We start from the raw sequence: 16,574 nt of genomic DNA on the forward strand, positions 1-16,574 counted from the left end.
CCCGGCTCCGCCGCGCTTGCGATCCCCGCTGGGTCAATGGCGGTGACCCGCTGCGCCCGGCTCCGCCGCGCTTGCGATCCCCGCTGGGTCAGTCGGCGACCGCCGCTGCAGGCTTTCTGCCGTACTGGCGCTCCATCATGGCCGTGTCGCCGTACACCTGCACCCGCACGGTCTTGCCGTTACGCAGGGTGTAGACCTCGGCACTGTGCCCGCGTTCGCCGCCGATCGCCGCCTCGCTGAGAACGACGACGGTCTCACCGTCGGCCAGGAAGCTCTTCGGCGTGATCGTCGGTGACTTCTGCCCCAGCTGCATCAGGAATTCCATGAGCTCCGCTTTTCCTCGATAGGTTCCGCTGATCGCACTGTCGCCGGGCTGCACCCATTCGACGTCGTCATCGAAGAGAGCCATCAGGGATTCGGTGTCGCCGGTGGCGAACGCCTGGTAGCCGTTTCGCACCAGCGTGATGTTCTGCTCAGACATCTGTCGGGTCCTTTCGTAGGTATTCGCTTGCGCCCGTCCCGCTTTCACGCATCCGAGCCGGAACATCTCACAACCGAAGACCGCTTCGAGTCGGATGCTGCGAGGCATTCATAAGGCAAGCACCGATGCTGCAAAATTGCCTCATCCCAATGGACGAGATCCGCGTAAACTTTTGCGGCAAGAAGACAGGCGTCTTCGCATCTTTCTGCAACGGGGGGCGAGCCGAATGTCCAGGCCTACAAATGGATTCAGGGCCGGCGATGAGCGACATCGATGAATTCTCACAACTGATCGCTCGTATTTACTCCGCGGCGCTGGTGCCCGACGAATGGGATCCCACCATGGCCGCCATCGCCGACGCCTTCACGGCGCATACCGCATCGCTGGTGCTCTCCGACAGCGGCTCGCGCACGCTCAAGCACGCGCAGATGCCGATGTCAGCGGCTGCGTCCTACACGGCATATTACGAACGGCTGGATCACGTTCTCTACGCCGTCGAGACCGGACGCGAGGGTGTGGTGCGGACCGGCGCTGAACTCATGTGGCCCTACCAGAATTGTGAATTTCAGGTCGACTGGGCTCGCCCAAATGGGCTGCACGACGGACTCTTCGTTCGGCTCACCTCCGGAACGACGATGACGAGCCTGGCCATCGCGAATGCGAGACAATCGGAGCGGTTCGACAGTCCCGAACATCTCGCATTGATGCACCGCCTCATTCCGCATTTGCAACAAGCGTTGCGCATCCAGGACCGCCTCGAAGATCTCGATCGCCGCAATGGCGATCTCGCGGAGGCAAGCGAAGCCGTCAATCACGGAATCGTCATCGTCGAAGGGCGGCGGTACATCTACGCCAACCGTGCCGCGGAACGCATTCTGGCCGCCGACGACGGCTTGCGCATCGAAAGAGGCTGCATCACCGCGGAGTCGTCGCACGCCGACACCGAGCTGGGTTACAGCATCGCCCGACTGTCCAAGTCCGACGGTCAAGACATCTGGGGCGGATCATTCCTGTGCGCACGCCCCTCGGGGCGGCGTCCTTACATCATTCACGTTCTGCCGGTCGAAGCGAATTCCTTTGCGGCGCTGCACCATGGACGCGCCATGGTGATCATCGTCGACCCCGAACGACAGCCGGAACCACCAGCGATACTGCTGCGGCGCCTGTACGGGCTGACGAAGGCCGAGGCGCAGGTCGCGCTCTTGGTGATGCGAGGCGAGGGGCTGACTCCGATCGCCGAAGAGCTGTCGGTGTCGCTGACCACCGTGAAGACCCACCTCCGGCACATTTTCGACAAGACCGGAATCCATCGCCAGGCCGAACTCGTTCGGCTGCTGATTCTGCTCGATCCCGTTCACGGCTGAGGTGACGGAATCTGCGCGTTCGGCGCCGGAGGACTATTGTCGGGCTTGCCCCGCAACACCATTCGCCGGACAGCCTAGGGGAAATCCGTGCAGGTAGCGATCCCACTCTTCCCGCGGTTCACCGCCTTGGACGCCATCGGGCCATACGAGGTGCTGCAGCGGATCCCGGACGTCGAAGTGATTTTCGTCGGGCACCGCCGCGGTGAGGTCCGCGCCGACAACGGGATGCTCGGAGTCCTCTGCGATGCCCAATTCAACGAGCTGACTGCACCGGATGTCCTGGTCGTCCCCGGCGGCGTCGGGACACGAACATTGCTCGACGACGCGGAGTTGCTCGACTGGGTGCGCAAGGCCCACACCCACACCAGGTTCACCGCCTCGGTATGTACCGGCTCCCTGCTGCTGGCCGCTGCGGGGCTCTTGGACGGGCTGACTGCGACCACCCATTGGAGCGCCGTCGAGCTGCTAGAACACTTGGGCGCCCGCTACGTGGAACAACGGGTGGTCGAGCACCTGTCCCAGCGGATAGTCACTTCAGCAGGGGTCTCCAGCGGCATCGACATGGCGCTGCGGCTGGTCGAGCTGCTGGCGGACGCCGACACGGCGTGCGCCATTCAGCTGCTCATCGAGTACGACCCGCAGCCACCGTTCGATTGCGGATCGCTGACCAAGGCCGGCGAGGATGTTCGACGGCGCGCCGCGCAGCTGCGGCGCTGACACAGCCGACCACCGCGGGCATACTGGGCTTTTATGGCGACAGTGGTCGCATTCCACGCCCATCCCGATGACGAGGCGATTCTGACCGGGGGAACTCTGGCGCGGGCGGCCGCCGAGGGCCATCGTGTCGTCGTGGTGGTGGCAACCGATGGACGCGTGAATGACGGCGACGGTGATCGGCTGGTCGAATTGCACGCCAGCGCAACGGCCCTGCACGCAGACCGGGTCGAATGTCTGGGCTACGCCGACAGCGGCTTCGGGGCCGAGTTCTATCCGGATCCGCCGGGGCGGGTCAGGTTCGCCCGCGCTGACCTCGAGGAGGCGGCGCAGCGACTGGCGACCATCCTGCGTGAGGAAGACGCGGATCTGCTGCTGAGCTACCAGTCCAACGGCGGCTACGGCCACCGTGATCACGTGCGGGTTCATCATGTCGGTAAGCGGGCCGCTCAGATCGCGGCGACACCGCGTGTGCTCGAGGCGACCATGCCCCGGGAGATGCTGAAGCGGGTCGCAGAGGGCGCTCATCTACTGCACCTACCGGCCCCCTACGGGCGTGAGGTGGTACGCACCGCCTACGCACCGGCATCGAGCATCACCCATCGGATCAACGTGTTTCGGTTTGCCCGGCAAAAGCGGGATGCCTTCGCCGCGCATCGCTCTCAGATCGGTGCCAGCGCCGCCGCGGCACGCCTGTTCGCGGTGCTGATGCGACTTCCCCCACAGGCGGCCGGCCTGATGTTCGGCCGCGAGTGGTTCGTCGATCCAACTCTGCCGCCCGGCAGGGTGCACCGCGACATCTTCGAGTGACCCCGACCCAATTCCCGCGTCAGCGTTGGCAGTTCGGGCAGTAGTACGACGAGCGGTTCATGAACTTCGCCCGGCGGATCGGCGTCCCGCACCGCCGGCACGGCTCGTCTTCACGGCCGTAGGCGTCCAGTGACCGGCTGAAGTAGCCGGATTCACCGTTGACGTTGACGTAGAGCGAGTCGAACGAGGTGCCCCCGGCGGCCAGCGCGTCGTTCATCACCTCTGCTGCGGCAGCCAGCAGTGCCCGCAGCCGCGGCCGCGACAGCCGGTCGGCCGTTCGGGTACCGCGAATCCCGGCCCGCCACAGCGCTTCGTCGGCGTAGATGTTGCCGATACCCGACACCACCGTCTGGTCGAGAAGTTGGCGTTTGATCTCGGAGTGCTTGCGGCGCAACACTTCGATCACCGATTCGGCGTCAAAGCGCGGGTCCAGGGGGTCGCGGGCGAGGTGGGCGACCGGCACCGGCAGCACGCTGCCGTCCACGGCGACCAGGTCAGTGAGCTGCCACCCGCCGAACGTCCGCTGGTCGACGAAGCTGACCTTCGTCCCGTCGTCGAGCATGGCGGCGATCCGCAGGTGCCTGGTGTCGGGTAGCTCCCCCAGCAGCATCTGACCGCTCATGCCCAGGTGCACCACCAGTGCCTCATCGGCCGCGGCCCCGCTCAGCAGCAGCCACAGGTACTTGCCCCGCCGGTCGGTGCCGGTGATTCGGGAGCCCAACAGCCGGGCGGTCAGATCGGCGGGACCGGCGTCGTGGCGGCGTACCGCCCGCGGATGATGCACCCGCACCCCGGTGATCGTGCGTCCAACCAGGTGCTCGTTCAGGCCACGCCGAACCACCTCGACCTCGGGAAGTTCGGGCATTCTCAGGCCTGCGGTGCGTCGTTCACCGCACCCGGTGCGTCTGGGGCGTCCAGCGCCTGCCAGGCCGCGGCCGCGGCCTTCTGCTCGGCCTCTTTCTTGGTCCGGCCAACGCCGGTGCCGTACGCGGTGTCCGATACAACGGCGGTCGCGGTGAACTCGCGGTCATGGTCGGGTCCGGTAGAGGTGACCTGATAGGACGGCACACCCAGACCGCGGGCGGCCGTCAGTTCCTGCAGGCTGGTCTTCCAGTCCAAGCCGGCACCCAGCGTGGCCGCGGTGTCGAGCAGCGGACCGAACAGGCGCAAGATCACCTCCCGGGCAGTGTCGATTCCGTGCTGGAGGTAAACCGCTCCCAGCAGGGACTCCATCCCGTCGGCCAAGATGCTGGATTTGTCGGCGCCGCCGGTGTTTTCCTCGCCCCGGCCGAGCAGCAGGTGGGCCCCCAGGCCGTCCTCGGTCAGGCCCCGCGCCACATCGGCCAAGGCCGTGGTGTTGACCACGCTGGAGCGCAGTTTGGCCAGGTCTCCCTCGGGCCTGTCCGGGTGGCGATGGAACAACTCGTCGGTAATGGTCAGCCCGAGCACGGCATCGCCCAGGAACTCCAGTCGCTCATTGGTGGGCAGACCGCCGTGCTCATAGGCGTAACTGCGATGCGTGACTGCCAACGTGAGCAGGTCGTCGGCGAGATCCACGCCGAGGGCATCCAGCACGGCTTGCCGGGGACGGCTCACCGCTCACCGTCGTCGCTCGGCCCGGCGTCTTCGGGTTCCAGCATTCCCGCCAATTTCGCCCAGCGCGGATCGATCTTGTCGTGGTGGTGGCCGGGTTCTGCGGTCGCCAGCACCACGCCACAGTCCGGGCACAGTCCGGGGCAGTCCGGGTCGCACAACGGGGACAACGGCAGTGCCAGGCCGACCGCGTCAACGATGGCCTGTTCGAGATCGACCGCGTCATCGACGACACGGCCCATCTCGTCCTCGTCGGTGGTGGCGTCGGTGGTGCTGTCGGGGTAGGCGAACAACTCAGTCAGCTCGACCTCGACATTGCCGGTCAGCGGTTGCAGGCAACGCGCGCATTCGCCCGCGGTGCGCGCGGAGACCACGCCACTGACCAGAACACCCTCGGAGACCGACTCCACCCGCAGATCCAGATCGACTGCGCCATCCGCAGGAATCGCCACCAGATCCAGCCCGATGCGGGTCGGGCTGATCCGCTGCTCCTGCAGCGGCATCAACGCACCGGGGCGCCGTCCCAATCGGGAGACATTGACCACGAACGGCGCAGGCAACTGTCGCCGTGCTGCCTTCATACCTGCGCCGGGGTGCCTCGCCATGCCGCGATTCTACGCAGCGCGTAACTCGGCGTTCCCGGGTCAGCGAGTCGCGTAGTCGTGAGTGCCCGCGGCGGTACGCAGTTGGTGACGACCGCGGTTGATCGAACGCAGCGTGCCGTTGAGGAAGTCCTCGAATTCGGCCAGCTTGGCGTCGACGTAGATGTCGCATTCGCCGCGCATCCGGTCGGACTCGGCGTGTGCCGAATCGATCAGCCGGGTGGATTCGGCGCGCGCCGAGGTCACCACCTCGTTCTGCGAAACCAGGCGCTGCTGTTCCTTGATGCCTTCCTGGACAGCCTTCTCGTAGGCGGCGTTGCCGTTCTCGACCAAGCGGTCGCATTCCGCCTGGGCGCGGCTGGTGGCGGTCTCGAACTCGCGTTTGGCGGTGGCGCTGAGCCGGGCCGCTTCCTCGCGTGCTTCGCCGAGCATCCGCTCGCTGTGTCCGCGGGCCTCGGCCACCATCCGGTCAGCCTGCCCCTTGGCGTCGGCCAGCAACCGGTCGGCCTCCGCGCGCGCATGGGCGACCAGCGAGTCGGCTTCGGCGGTGGCCGAGCTGACCATCGATCCGGCGTGCTCCTTGGCCTCGTTGAGGACCGAATCGCGGGCGTCAAGGACGTCTTGGGCGTCGTCCAGCTCACCGGGGATGGCGTCGCGGATGTCGTCGATCAGTTCCAGGACGTCACCGCGGGGTACCACGCAGCCTGCCGTCATCGGCACGCCCCGGGCCTCTTCAACAATGGAGCCCAGTTCGTCAAGGGCTTCGAACACTCGGTACACGGCAGCACCCTCCAGGCATAGTTGTTGTTACTAGTGTGCCCTGTGTTACGCGTGTGACTGTGTTAGTCGCCCGGTGTGTCGGATTCTCGTCTACTCCCCCGGTAGCCTGACCCGTTGAAGTCGGAGATCGGCGAAGGGCGGCCATGACGAACGGTTCTGGGGGCCACGGGGGCACCGCGACACCAGGGCAGGCCCCACAGGCCTATCCGCAACAGTCCGGCGCCCAGGCGAGCACCGATATCGGGCGACTGCTGTTGAGCTGCCGGGACAGCCACGGGATCATCGCCGCGGTCAGCGCCTTTCTGGCCGAGGCCGGCGCGAACATCATCTCGCTGGATCAGCACTCGACTGCTCCCGAAGACGGGACTTTTGTGCAGCGGGCGATCTTTCACCTGCCCGGTTTGCCGGCGGCCCTGGACGGGCTCCAGGAGCGCTTCGGCGCCACGGTGGCCCAGCGGTTCTCGATGGACTACCGGTTCACCGAGGCCGCCAAGCCCAAGCGGGTGGCGATCCTGGCGTCCAAAACCGACCATTGCCTGTTGGACCTGTTGTGGCGCAACCGCCGCGGCGAGCTGGAGATGAACGTGGCGATGGTGATCTCCAACCACCCGGACCTCGCAGAGCAGGTACGCCCGTTCGGGGTGCCGTTCTTCCACATTCCCGCCACCCGCGACATTCGTGCCGAGGCTGAGCAGCGGCAGCTGCAGTTGCTCTGCGGCAACGTGGATCTGGTGGTACTGGCCCGCTACATGCAGATCATCACCGGTGACTTCATCGAGGCGGTGGGCGTTCCGCTGATCAACATCCACCATTCCTTCCTGCCGGCGTTCATCGGCGCGGCGCCCTATCAGCGAGCGCGGGAACGCGGCGTGAAACTGATCGGCGCCACGGCGCACTACGTCACCGAGGTGCTCGACGAGGGTCCGATCATCGAGCAGGACGTGGTGCGAGTGGACCACACCCACAGCGTCACCGATCTGGTGCGACTGGGCGCCGACGTGGAGCGGGCGGTGCTGTCGCGGGCGGTTCAGTGGCACTGCCAGGACCGGGTGATCCGGGTGGGCAACGAGACGGTGGTGCTCTAAGCGGCTCCGCAGTTGACATCTGTCAAGTACGGTGTTGCCCATGGCTGTCCAGGACTTGTTTTCGAACGTGCCGACGTCCACCGCGCAGGCCTGTGAGATCTTCGACGCCGCCGAGGCGGTCGATCCCGATTTCATGGTCGGGACCTGGCATGGGTTCGAGCTGCCGACCGGCCACCCGCTGGATGGACTGTTGGCGGCCACCGGCTGGTGGGGCAAGCAGTTCGTCGATGCCGAGACGGTTCATCCGCTGCTGTTCCCCACCCGTGACGGGGCCGCGCTGTGGGCGTTCAACCCGGTGCTGGCGTTCAGTGTTCTGGGACTCGCCACGAAGGTGCCTGCGCTGAAGAACCGCTCATTCCTCGGGCAGATCAACGCGTTGCAGCCACTACTGCGGACCCGTTCGCCCCGGGCCCGGCTGCGCACCACCAGATACCGCGGAGTCGACAGCGCCACGATGGTCTATGACCAGGCGCCGGTCAACGATGTCTTCCGCCGGCTCTCCGATGACGCCGTGATCGGCGCGATGGACCTGCGGGGCTCGTCCCGACCTTACTTCTTCGTGTTGTGCCGCGACGATTCGCTCAAATTGGCCTAACCACGGGCGATTTCGCCGGCGTCGTGCCACGCATTGCGCTCCGCGGTGAACGCGGCGACCTGTTGGTCGCGGAATCCTGCGATGCTTTCGGCGTGGTCGGCCAGGAATCGCTGGTAGGCCGGCAGTGAGAATTCACCGTCGGTGATCTCCACCCGGCCACGCCCGGCCGCCATGTCGGCACGCAGTTCCAGGAGCTCCTCGGCTCCGACCGGATAGAAGCTGATGCGGTCGAAGTAGCGCAGCAGCCACGGGGTTTCGGGATCGAACAGGCCCACGGTGGCGTGCCGGTGGTTCCACACCTGGGTGGTGCGTCCGACGAACTGGTAGCCGCCGGGTCCCTCGATGCCGTAGATGCACAGGTAGGCGCCACCGATCCCGACGGCGTTCTCCGGGGTCCAGGTGCGGGCCGGGTTGTATTTGGTGGTCACCAGCCGGTGTCTGGGGTCCAGCGGGGTGGCCACCGGCGCGCCGAGGTAGATGTCGCCCAGGCCCAGCACCAGGTACTGGGCGTCGAACACGATGTCGTACACCTGCGCGATGTCATCGAGCCCGTTGATGCGCCGGATGAACTCGATATTGGATGGGCACCACGGCGCGTCGGGCCGAACGCCGTACATGTAGCGGCGAATGGCCTCGTGGGTGCCGGGGTCGTCCCAACTGAGCGGTAGCCGCACCGAGCGGCTCGGCACCACCAGTTCATCGCAGGGCGGCAGCGCATCGTCGATGGCGGCCACTTCGTCGATCACCTCGGCGCACGAGAACTGCTCGGGGTCGAACTGGATCTGCAGTGATCGCACCCCGGGGGTCAGTTCGGTCAGGCCGGGCAGCCCCCGTTCACGGAGTTGGTCATAGAGCACCTGTACCCGCGCCCGCAACGCCAAATCCAGTGTCATCGGCCCGTATTCGAGCAGAACTCCGCTGTCACCGGAGCGCCGTAGGGTAACGGCCGTCCCGTCGCGGCCGGTGTAGCGCTGCAACACTCCGTCGTCGCCGTCGCCTGCGCGAGAGACCACGACGGGCAAGGCTGCGCGACGTTGCACGCTCAACGCTGCCGTCGGTGGGGCGTAGTCGGCGCGGATCGGTACCAGCCGCACGGTGTCGCCGGGCGAGAGCTGGCCCAGTTTCCATCGGTCGCCGCGTACCACCGTCACCGGGCAGACGAATCCGCCCAGGCTGGGCCCGTCGGGACCGAGCAGGATCGGGGTGTCACCGGTGAAGTCCAGTGCACCGATGCTGTACGCGGTGTCGTGAATGTTGGACGGGTGTAGGCCGGCATCGCCGCCGTCGGGGCGGGCCCATCGTGGTTTCGGCCCGACGAGCCGCACGCCGGTGCGGTCGGAGTTGAAGTGCACGGTGTAGTCGGTGGTGGTCAGGGTGGTCATGTCGGCGCGGGTCATGAACTCCGGCGCCGCATGCGGCCCTTCGGTCACCGCGAGCTCCCAGTGCCGCCCGATGCTGGGCTGGATCTGACTGGGGGCGCGGGTGAGGGTCGGTGGGGCGCCGTCGCGGCCGACGGCGCTGAGGCGATCCGATTCGCGCAGTGCCCGTCCGTGATGTCCGCCGAACACACCTTGGGTGAAGGTTGCTGCACTGCCCAGGAATTCCGGCGCGGCGATGCCTCCCTCGATCAGCACGTAGCAGCGCATTCCAGGACCTGCAATGGTGCCGACCTCGAGCAGTCCACCGGCGGGTATCCGCACCGACTGCCATTGCGGAACTGCGACACCGTCGAGGCTGACCGGTACCGCGGCACCGGTGACGCATACCCAGGCGGGGCTCGAAAAGCGCAGGGCGGGACCCGCCTTGGTGCATTCCAAGCCGGCCGCACCTTCGGGATTGCCCAGGACCTGGTTGCCGATTCGAAACGACAGGTCGTCCATCGGACCGGACGGCGGCACCCCGACATGCCAGTAGCCGACGCGCCCGGGCCAGTCCTGCACCGTGGTGAACATGCCCGGGGAGACCACCTCGATGCCGATCATGTTCGGCTGATCACCATCCGCACCGGTGTCGGGGCAAAGCCGTTGCACGGGTTGTTGATCTGCGGGCAGTTCGACACCAGCACCAGGGTGTCGGTCTCCGCACGCAGCGTCAGGCTCTTGCCCGGGGCCGAGAGACCGTCGACGATGCCCAGCGTGCCGTCGGCTTCGACGGGGACGTTCATGAACCAGTTGATGTTGGAGACGATGTCGCGTTTACCCAGGCCCCACCGGGCCCCCTCGGCGAGGAAATTCTCCACGCAGGCGTGCTGGTGGGCGGTGTGGTGCCCGTAGCGCAGGGTGTTGGATTCCTGCGAGCAGGCTCCGGCGATGGTGTCGTGGTTGCCGACGTCGTCGGCGACGACGGTCATCAGGGCGGTGCCGTCGGCGCTGCGCAGCACCGAGCCGGTGCTCAAGAAGATGTTGCGCGCGGCGGCGACGGTGGCCTGGGCGCTGTACCGGCGGGTGTGGTCGGCGGCGTCGTAGAGCAGGCAGTCCACCGCCTGGTTTCCGTGCAGATCGATGATCTGCAGCAGATCTCCGGCGCGCACCACTGCCGACCAGGGCGCCCGGGCCGCCACCACCGGATCGGAGATGAGCTGCGAGGCCTGAGATGGGCTGGTCATGAGCACTCCCCCGTTCCAGCGGCCCAGGCCGCCTCGGTGTTCTGCACCGCGCGTAGGTATTCCGGATCTTGGTTGACCAGGTCGGCCAACTGCTCGCCAGCCCGCCAGGCAACTACGTCCAATGCCGTTGCAGGCGGGTCGGGATCCAGCGGGTGCGCGGCATTGGCGACCACCAGCACAACCGGAAGGTGGATCAGCAGGTCGATCGCTGCGCCGGGTCCCGCGGATCCGGTGAATTCCAGTGCCCCGCTGACCGGATCGACGCGAACACCGCGGAACAGCGACACCGACGGTGCCACATCTCGAATTCCCATGCCGTGCTTGATCGCGCCCAACAGCAGCAGTTGCCGGCCAGTGGCGTCCGGGCCGCAGAGCATGTCGTGGTGCCCCGAGGAGTCGGCGACGACGGTGGCCAGCACGCGGCCCTGATCGGACAACAGCGGATGGCCGACACCGAGGTAGGCCTGCCACGGGACCTTCATGGTGTCGGCGACATTGAGCCGTTCCCAGGGCGCTTCGGCGCGGAACAGCAACAGATTCGCGCACGCGCCGCCCTCGGTATCGACCAGCCGTATCCGGCTGCCGCGGGCCAGCACCTTGGTGGCGTAACCGCTCGCCGGGATCGACTCGGCCCAGATCATCGTCGCCGTGTCGACGCCGTCCGGGGCCGCCGGGATGCGCATCGACGCGTCCTGCGCCTGAGCGCGCGCGTGGAGGCGGGCGCCGTCGGTGGAATCGGTGCGTGGGTTGTCCATGACCAGGAAGCTAGCACATTTTCTATCAACTGATAGTTTTTAGTGCGCCGGGCCTGCGCGCGTGATAGGCAGTAAGGCGTGCAGACCGATCGACGAGGACGTCCCCGGCTGGTGGCTTCCAGCAGGCCCGGGCGTAGCGCGCGCGATGAGATCCTCGATGCCGCGGCGGAGCTGTTCACCACCGTCGGCTACGCCGCCACCTCGACCCGGCGCATCGCCGAGAGCGTCGGGATTCGCCAGGCCTCGCTGTATCACCACTTCGCCGCCAAGGACGACATCCTCGACGCCCTACTGGCCGACACCGTCGAGAACTCCGTGCAGCTGGCCGCCGAGCTCCTGGCCGAAACAGGGCCCAGCGCTCCCCGGTTACACGCGCTCGTCGTCGCCGATACCGCGCAACTGTGCGGCGGTGCCTGGAATCTGGGCACGTTGTATCTGCTCCCGGAGCTTCGCCTCGAGCGCTTCGCCGCCTTTCGACAGCGCCGCGGCGAGTTACGCAGCCACTACCAAGAGCTGTCGCGCGCGGTGATCGCCGAGTATGACGGTCCCGCGGATGCCGACGACCTGGCGTTCCGGTTGGTGGAGGCGGTGATCAACCGCCGCTCCGACGACGGCTCCTGCCCGCCGGATCATCCGTGGACCATTGCCGAAGCGGCGTTACGGATGTTGGGCTGCACCAGGGGTTTCACCGCGATGCGCGCCTCGACCGACCACCGCTTGGGGCGGCAGCCTCAGTAGGCGGCGTCGGTTCAGCGCGCGGCCAGCTTGGCGGCCAACCTGCGGTTCACCGGTTCGGGCAACAGGTCGGAGACATCACCGCCCATCGATGCCACTTCCTTTGCCAGCGACGACGACACGAACGAATACCGCGGTGCGGTCGCCACGAAAAACGTGTCGACACCCGCGATGTGCTTGTTCATCTGGGCCATCTGCAGCTCGTACTCGAAGTCGGTGCCGGTGCGCAGACCCTTGACGATCGCGGTCAGCCCCCGCTCCCGGACGAAGTCGACCACCAAGCCCTGACCCGACTCCGCGCGCACATTGGGCAGATGCGCGGTGGCTTCGGCGATCATCTCGAGTCGCTCGTCCAGGGTGAACATGCCCTTTTTAGACGGATTGACCAGAACGGCGGCCACCACCTCGTCGAACTGGGCGGCCGCGCGCTCCAGGATGTCGACATGTCCCAACGTCACCGGGTCGAAGGAACCGGGGCATACCGCGCCACTCATGTGCGCTGACGCTACACGTCAGGTGCGGACAGCTCGGCCAGCTCCAGGCGGGTGTCGCCGTAACGGCGCGAGGGCCAGGCTTCCCAGCCCTGCGGCCAGGCCACCGCGGGGCTGGAGGTGGCCCGTTCAATCACCACGACGGTGCCCGGGCCCGCCCAACCGCCGGCGGTCAACAACCCCGGCAACGCGTCGATCGCGGCCGCATCGACCTCGTAGGGCGGATCGGCCAGCACCAGGTCCACCGGTGTCTCGGTACCCCCGGCCAGAACCGCGGCCACCGTGCCGCGGCGCAGCACGGCACCGGCCAGCCCCAGTGCGGCAATATTGGCGGCCAGTACCTCGGCGGCGCGGCGGTCCGATTCGACGAACAGTGCCGATGCGGCGCCGCGAGACAGCGCCTCCAAACCGAGCGCCCCCGACCCCGCGTAGAGGTCCAACACCGACATTCCGGTCAGGTCCATCCGGGAATCGAGCACATTGAACAGCGCCTCGCGCACCCGATCTGTGGTTGGCCGGGTGCCGCGCGGCGGCACGGCGAGGCGTCGCCCACCGGCTGCGCCCCCGACGATGCGAGTCAGCTCAGCACCACCAGCAGGTCTCCGCCTTCGACCTGTGCGGTCTCGGCAACGGCGATCCGCGCGACGGTGCCGTCGGCCGGTGCGGTGATGGCCGCCTCCATCTTCATCGCCTCGATGGTGGCCACGGTCTGTCCGGCGCTGACCTTCTCCCCCTCGGCCACCCCGATGGTGACCACACCGGCAAACGGGGCCGCGACATGGCCCGGCTTGGTGCGGTCGGCCTTTTCGGCAATCGGCACTTCGCTGGCGATGCTACGGTCACGGACCTCGACCGGTCGCAGTTGACCGTTGATGATGCACATGACGGTCCGCATGCCGCGTTCGTCCGGCTCGGAGATGGCCTCGAGCCCGATCAGCAGCTCCACCCCACGCTCCAGCTTGACCCGGTGCTCCTCGCCTTGACGCAGCCCATAGAAGAACTGGTTGGCCGACAATCGCGAGATGTCGCCGTAGAGTTCCCGATGCGACTCGAATTCCTTTGTGGGGCCGGGGAACAGCAGGCGGTTGAGGCGGGCCTGGCGTTGCGGGCCAGACTTTGCCAACACCGCCTCGTCATCGGCCGAGAGCTGCTGCATCTCCCGTGCTGGGCCGCGACCCTCCAGGGCCTTGGTCCGCAACGGCTCCGGCCAGCCACCGGCCGGGTCGCCCAGCTCGCCGCGCAGGAAGCCGATCACCGAGTCCGGGATATCGACTCGGGACGGGTCGGCGGCGAACTCGTCGGCGCTCACGCCGGCACCGACCAGGGCCAGCGCCAGATCGCCGACCACCTTCGAGCTCGGGGTCACCTTGATCAGCCGACCGAGTACGGCATCCGCGGCGGCGTAGTTGTTCTCGACGTCCTCGAACCGGTCCGCCAGCCCCAGTGCCTTGGCCTGCTGGTGCAGGTTGGACAGCTGGCCACCGGGAATCTCGTGGCGGTATACCCGCCCGGTCGGTGCGGCCAGCCCGGACTCGAACGGCGCGTATACCTTTCGCAGCGCTTCCCAGTAAGGCTCCAGGTCGCCCACCGCGTCCAGCGAGATCCCGGTGTCGTAGTCGGTCTGGGCCGCCGCGGCGATGATCGAACTCAGTGCCGGTTGGCTGGTGGTGCCCGCCAGGGGCGCCGCGGCGCCGTCGACGGCGTCCGCCCCGGCCTGCCAGGCGGCAACGTAGCTGGCCAGCTGACCACCCGCGGTATCGTGGGTGTGTACGTGGATGGGCAGATCGAAGCGATTGCGCAACGCGCTCACCAATGTGGTTGCCGCGGAGGGGCGCAACAGGCCGGCCATGTCCTTGATCGCCAGCACGTGGGCGCCGGCGTTCACGATCTGCTCGGCGAGCCGCAGGTAATAGTCCAGGGTGTAGAGCGTTTCACCCGGACTGCTCAGATCGCCGGTGTAACACATGGCGACTTCGGCTACCGCACTGCCGGTTTCACGCACTGCGTCAATGGCCGGAAGCATCGAGTCGACGTTGTTGAGCGCGTCGAAGATCCGGAAGATGTCGATACCGGTCTCGGTCGCCTCCTGGACGAACGCAGAGGTCACCAACTCCGGATATGGGGTATACCCGACCGTGTTGCGCCCGCGCAGCAGCATCTGCAGACAGATGTTGGGCAGCGCCTCGCGCAGCGCGGCCAGCCGCTCCCAAGGGTCTTCCTTCAAAAACCGCAGCGCCACATCGTATGTCGCGCCGCCCCAGCACTCGACCGACAGCAGTTGCGACATGGTGTGGGCCACGTACGGCGCCACCTTGACCAACCCACTGGTGCGCACCCGGGTGGCCAACAGCGACTGGTGGGCGTCCCGGAACGTGGTGTCGGTGACCCCGACCGCACGCGACTCCCGCAGCCAGCGGGCGAACCCCTCTGGTCCCAGCTCGACCAGCCGTTGTTTGGAACCCGCCGGCGGCGGCACCGACAGATCCAGCTCGGGCAGCTTGTCCCGCGGGTACACCGCCGACGGCCGGGTGCCGTGCGGGCTGTTGACGGTGATATCCGCCAGGTAGTTCAAGATCTTGGTGCCGCGGTCGGCCGAGGAACGCGCGGTCAGCAGCTGTGGGCGCTCGTCGATGAACGAGGTGGTGATGCGCCCGGCGGAGAAGTCCGGGTCATCGAGTACGGCTTGCAGGAACGGGATGTTGGTGGCGACCCCACGGATCCGGAATTCCGCGATCGCCCGGCGCGCCCGCTTCACCGCGGTGGGGAAATCCTTACCGCGACAGGTCAACTTGACCAGCATCGAATCGAAGTGCGCGCTGATCTCCGCACCGAGGTTGGTGCCGCCATCCAGCCGGATGCCCGCCCCGCCCGGGCTGCGGTAGGCGCTGATACGTCCGGTGTCGGGCCGGAATCCGTTGGCCGGGTCTTCGGTGGTGATCCGGCATTGCAGCGCCGCCCCATGCAGGGTGATCGATTCCTGCGAGAGGCCCAGGTCCGCCAGCGACTCACCGGCGGCGATCCGCAGTTGGGATGACACCAGATCGACGTCGGTGATCTCTTCGGTGACGGTGTGCTCCACCTGGATGCGCGGGTTCATCTCGATGAACACATGGTGGCCGCGCTCGTCGACCAAGAACTCCACGGTTCCCGCGCAGGTGTAGCCGATATGGCGCGCGAATGCCACGGCATCCGTGCAGATCTTCTCGCGCAGAGCCGGATCGAGATTGGGCGCCGGCGCCAATTCGACGACTTTCTGATGCCGGCGCTGCACGCTGCAGTCACGCTCGTAGAGGTGGATCACGTTGCCGTGGTTGTCGGCCAGGATCTGCACCTCGATGTGGCGCGGGTTGAGTACCGCCTGCTCGAGGTAGACGTGCGGATCGCCGAACGCCGAATCCGCTTCTCGACTGGCCGCTTCGACCGCGTCTGCCAGCGCGTCGATGTCGGCGACCCGGCGCATCCCGCGCCCACCGCCACCGGCGACCGCCTTGACGAACAGCGGGAACGTCATGTCTTGGGCGGCGGCGAGCAGTTCCTCGACCGAGGACGAGGGCGCCGACGACGCCAGCACGGGCAGTCCCGCCTCCCGCGCGGCGGCTACCGCGCGAGACTTGTTGCCGGCCAGCGCCAGCACTGCCGCGCTGGGACCGACGAAGGTGATGCCCGCATCCGCACAGGCCTGCGCCAGTCGGGGATTTTCCGAAAGGAAACCGTAGCCGGGGTACATGGCGTCAGCTCCGCAACGTAGCGCGGTGCCGACGATCTCGTCGACTGACAGGTACGCGCGTACCGGATGGCCTTCTTCGCCGATCTGGTAGGACTCGTCGGCCTTGAGCCGGTGCAGCGAGTTGCGGTCCTCATACGGGTAGACCGCCACTGTGCCGACCCCGAGTTCGACGGCGGCCCGGAACGCGCGGACAGCGATCTCTCCGCGGTTGGCAACCAGCACTTTGGAGATCACAAT

The 16,574-nt window shown here is 67.0% G+C and carries 17 protein-coding genes; 6 read left to right on the forward strand and 11 right to left on the reverse strand.

All coding sequences use genetic code 11. The features are described 5' to 3' along the window. Nucleotides 1-88: 88 nt before the first annotated feature. A complete protein-coding gene (locus RCP37_RS13835; RefSeq protein ID WP_308483648.1) occupies nt 89-481 on the reverse strand; it encodes a nuclear transport factor 2 family protein in 393 nt (130 codons plus the stop codon). A gap of 260 nt (nt 482-741) precedes the next feature. Between RCP37_RS13835 and RCP37_RS13840 the strand changes: the two genes are divergently transcribed. The 3 genes from RCP37_RS13840 (at nt 742) to RCP37_RS13850 (ending at nt 3,369) form a co-directional block, all read left to right on the forward strand. Beyond that, nucleotides 742-1,845 carry a helix-turn-helix transcriptional regulator gene (locus RCP37_RS13840; protein ID WP_308483649.1) on the forward strand — a complete coding sequence of 368 codons (1,104 nt, stop codon included), beginning with the start codon at nt 742-744 and terminating at the stop codon, nt 1,843-1,845. 87 nt (nt 1,846-1,932) lie between these two features. Beyond that, nucleotides 1,933-2,562 (forward strand): DJ-1/PfpI family protein, encoded by a 630-nt coding sequence (locus RCP37_RS13845; RefSeq protein WP_308483650.1) that lies wholly within the window; start codon nt 1,933-1,935, stop codon nt 2,560-2,562. A 33-nt stretch (nt 2,563-2,595) separates the two neighbouring features. Further along, nucleotides 2,596-3,369, forward strand: a complete 774-nt coding sequence (locus RCP37_RS13850; protein ID WP_308483651.1) for a PIG-L deacetylase family protein — start codon at nt 2,596-2,598, stop codon at nt 3,367-3,369. A gap of 19 nt (nt 3,370-3,388) precedes the next feature. Here RCP37_RS13850 and mutM read toward each other — a convergent pair whose 3' ends face one another. The 4 genes from mutM to sepIVA are packed head-to-tail and all read right to left on the reverse strand — an operon-like array spanning nt 3,389 to nt 6,344. After that, the gene (gene mutM, locus RCP37_RS13855) at nt 3,389-4,234 is read right to left on the reverse strand and encodes a bifunctional DNA-formamidopyrimidine glycosylase/DNA-(apurinic or apyrimidinic site) lyase (protein ID WP_308483652.1); all 846 of its coding nucleotides are present in this window, start codon (nt 4,232-4,234) and stop codon (nt 3,389-3,391) included. Nucleotides 4,235-4,236: 2 nt separating this feature from the next. Continuing rightward, nucleotides 4,237-4,965, reverse strand: coding sequence for a ribonuclease III (rnc, locus tag RCP37_RS13860; protein WP_308483653.1), 729 nt, complete (start codon nt 4,963-4,965; stop codon nt 4,237-4,239). Continuing rightward, nucleotides 4,962-5,567 (reverse strand): YceD family protein, encoded by a 606-nt coding sequence (locus RCP37_RS13865; RefSeq protein WP_308483654.1) that lies wholly within the window; start codon nt 5,565-5,567, stop codon nt 4,962-4,964. The genes rnc and RCP37_RS13865 overlap by 4 nt, the downstream gene beginning before the upstream one ends. Nucleotides 5,568-5,606: 39 nt before the next feature. Then, nucleotides 5,607-6,344, reverse strand: coding sequence for a cell division protein SepIVA (gene sepIVA, locus RCP37_RS13870; RefSeq protein ID WP_308483655.1), 738 nt, complete (start codon nt 6,342-6,344; stop codon nt 5,607-5,609). Nucleotides 6,345-6,487: 143 nt separating this feature from the next. Here sepIVA and purU point away from each other — a divergent pair, with 143 nt between their 5' ends. Together purU and RCP37_RS13880 are read left to right on the forward strand one after the other, a co-directional pair. Beyond that, nucleotides 6,488-7,429 (forward strand): formyltetrahydrofolate deformylase, encoded by a 942-nt coding sequence (gene purU / locus RCP37_RS13875; protein WP_308483656.1) that lies wholly within the window; start codon nt 6,488-6,490, stop codon nt 7,427-7,429. A gap of 40 nt (nt 7,430-7,469) precedes the next feature. After that, nucleotides 7,470-8,024: a DUF4334 domain-containing protein gene (locus RCP37_RS13880; RefSeq protein ID WP_308483657.1), complete on the forward strand. Its 555-nt coding sequence runs from the start codon at nt 7,470-7,472 to the stop codon at nt 8,022-8,024. Here RCP37_RS13880 and RCP37_RS13885 read toward each other — a convergent pair. The 3 genes from RCP37_RS13885 to RCP37_RS13895 are packed head-to-tail and all read right to left on the reverse strand — an operon-like array spanning nt 8,021 to nt 11,384. After that, nucleotides 8,021-10,006 (reverse strand): 5-oxoprolinase/urea amidolyase family protein, encoded by a 1,986-nt coding sequence (locus tag RCP37_RS13885; RefSeq protein WP_308483658.1) that lies wholly within the window; start codon nt 10,004-10,006, stop codon nt 8,021-8,023. The genes RCP37_RS13880 and RCP37_RS13885 overlap by 4 nt on opposite strands. Further along, nucleotides 10,003-10,629: an urea amidolyase associated protein UAAP2 gene (locus RCP37_RS13890; RefSeq protein WP_308483659.1), complete on the reverse strand. Its 627-nt coding sequence runs from the start codon at nt 10,627-10,629 to the stop codon at nt 10,003-10,005. The genes RCP37_RS13885 and RCP37_RS13890 overlap by 4 nt, the downstream gene beginning before the upstream one ends. Continuing rightward, a complete protein-coding gene (locus RCP37_RS13895) occupies nt 10,626-11,384 on the reverse strand; it encodes a DUF1989 domain-containing protein (RefSeq protein WP_308483660.1) in 759 nt (252 codons plus the stop codon). The genes RCP37_RS13890 and RCP37_RS13895 overlap by 4 nt, the downstream gene beginning before the upstream one ends. 111 nt (nt 11,385-11,495) lie before the next feature. Between RCP37_RS13895 and RCP37_RS13900 the strand changes: the two genes are divergently transcribed. Next, on the forward strand, nt 11,496-12,122 hold the full coding sequence (locus RCP37_RS13900) for a TetR/AcrR family transcriptional regulator (protein ID WP_308483661.1): 627 nt from the start codon (nt 11,496-11,498) through the stop codon (nt 12,120-12,122). A gap of 11 nt (nt 12,123-12,133) precedes the next feature. On the opposite strand, the gene coaD is transcribed toward RCP37_RS13900, so the two are convergent. Genes coaD through RCP37_RS13915 form a run of 3 tightly spaced genes read right to left on the reverse strand, consistent with a single transcriptional unit; the run spans nt 12,134 to nt 16,571 of the window. Next, the gene (gene coaD / locus RCP37_RS13905; RefSeq protein WP_308483662.1) at nt 12,134-12,613 is read right to left on the reverse strand and encodes a pantetheine-phosphate adenylyltransferase; all 480 of its coding nucleotides are present in this window, start codon (nt 12,611-12,613) and stop codon (nt 12,134-12,136) included. 11 nt (nt 12,614-12,624) lie between these two features. Then, nucleotides 12,625-13,191 carry a 16S rRNA (guanine(966)-N(2))-methyltransferase RsmD gene (gene rsmD / locus RCP37_RS13910; RefSeq protein WP_308487089.1) on the reverse strand — a complete coding sequence of 189 codons (567 nt, stop codon included), beginning with the start codon at nt 13,189-13,191 and terminating at the stop codon, nt 12,625-12,627. Next, on the reverse strand, nt 13,188-16,571 hold the full coding sequence (locus RCP37_RS13915; protein ID WP_308483663.1) for a pyruvate carboxylase: 3,384 nt from the start codon (nt 16,569-16,571) through the stop codon (nt 13,188-13,190). Before RCP37_RS13915 ends, rsmD begins: the two co-directional genes overlap by 4 nt. Nucleotides 16,572-16,574: the final 3 nt, after the last annotated feature.

Source organism: Mycolicibacter sp. MU0102 (genome assembly GCF_963378105.1).
Taxonomy (GTDB): domain Bacteria; phylum Actinomycetota; class Actinomycetes; order Mycobacteriales; family Mycobacteriaceae; genus Mycobacterium; species Mycobacterium holstebronense.

Coding starts and splice junctions, on each gene's coding strand:
- RCP37_RS13835 (WP_308483648.1), bottom strand. CDS start 481: ATGTCTGAGCAGAACATCACGCTGGTGCGAAACGGCTACCAGGCGTTC.
- RCP37_RS13840 (WP_308483649.1), top strand. CDS start 742: ATGAGCGACATCGATGAATTCTCACAACTGATCGCTCGTATTTACTCC.
- RCP37_RS13850 (WP_308483651.1), top strand. CDS start 2,596: ATGGCGACAGTGGTCGCATTCCACGCCCATCCCGATGACGAGGCGATT.
- mutM (WP_308483652.1), bottom strand. CDS start 4,234: ATGCCCGAACTTCCCGAGGTCGAGGTGGTTCGGCGTGGCCTGAACGAG.
- RCP37_RS13865 (WP_308483654.1), bottom strand. CDS start 5,567: ATGGCGAGGCACCCCGGCGCAGGTATGAAGGCAGCACGGCGACAGTTG.
- purU (WP_308483656.1), top strand. CDS start 6,488: ATGACGAACGGTTCTGGGGGCCACGGGGGCACCGCGACACCAGGGCAG.
- RCP37_RS13880 (WP_308483657.1), top strand. CDS start 7,470: ATGGCTGTCCAGGACTTGTTTTCGAACGTGCCGACGTCCACCGCGCAG.
- RCP37_RS13885 (WP_308483658.1), bottom strand. CDS start 10,006: ATGATCGGCATCGAGGTGGTCTCCCCGGGCATGTTCACCACGGTGCAG.
- RCP37_RS13890 (WP_308483659.1), bottom strand. CDS start 10,629: ATGACCAGCCCATCTCAGGCCTCGCAGCTCATCTCCGATCCGGTGGTG.
- RCP37_RS13895 (WP_308483660.1), bottom strand. CDS start 11,384: ATGGACAACCCACGCACCGATTCCACCGACGGCGCCCGCCTCCACGCG.
- coaD (WP_308483662.1), bottom strand. CDS start 12,613: ATGAGTGGCGCGGTATGCCCCGGTTCCTTCGACCCGGTGACGTTGGGA.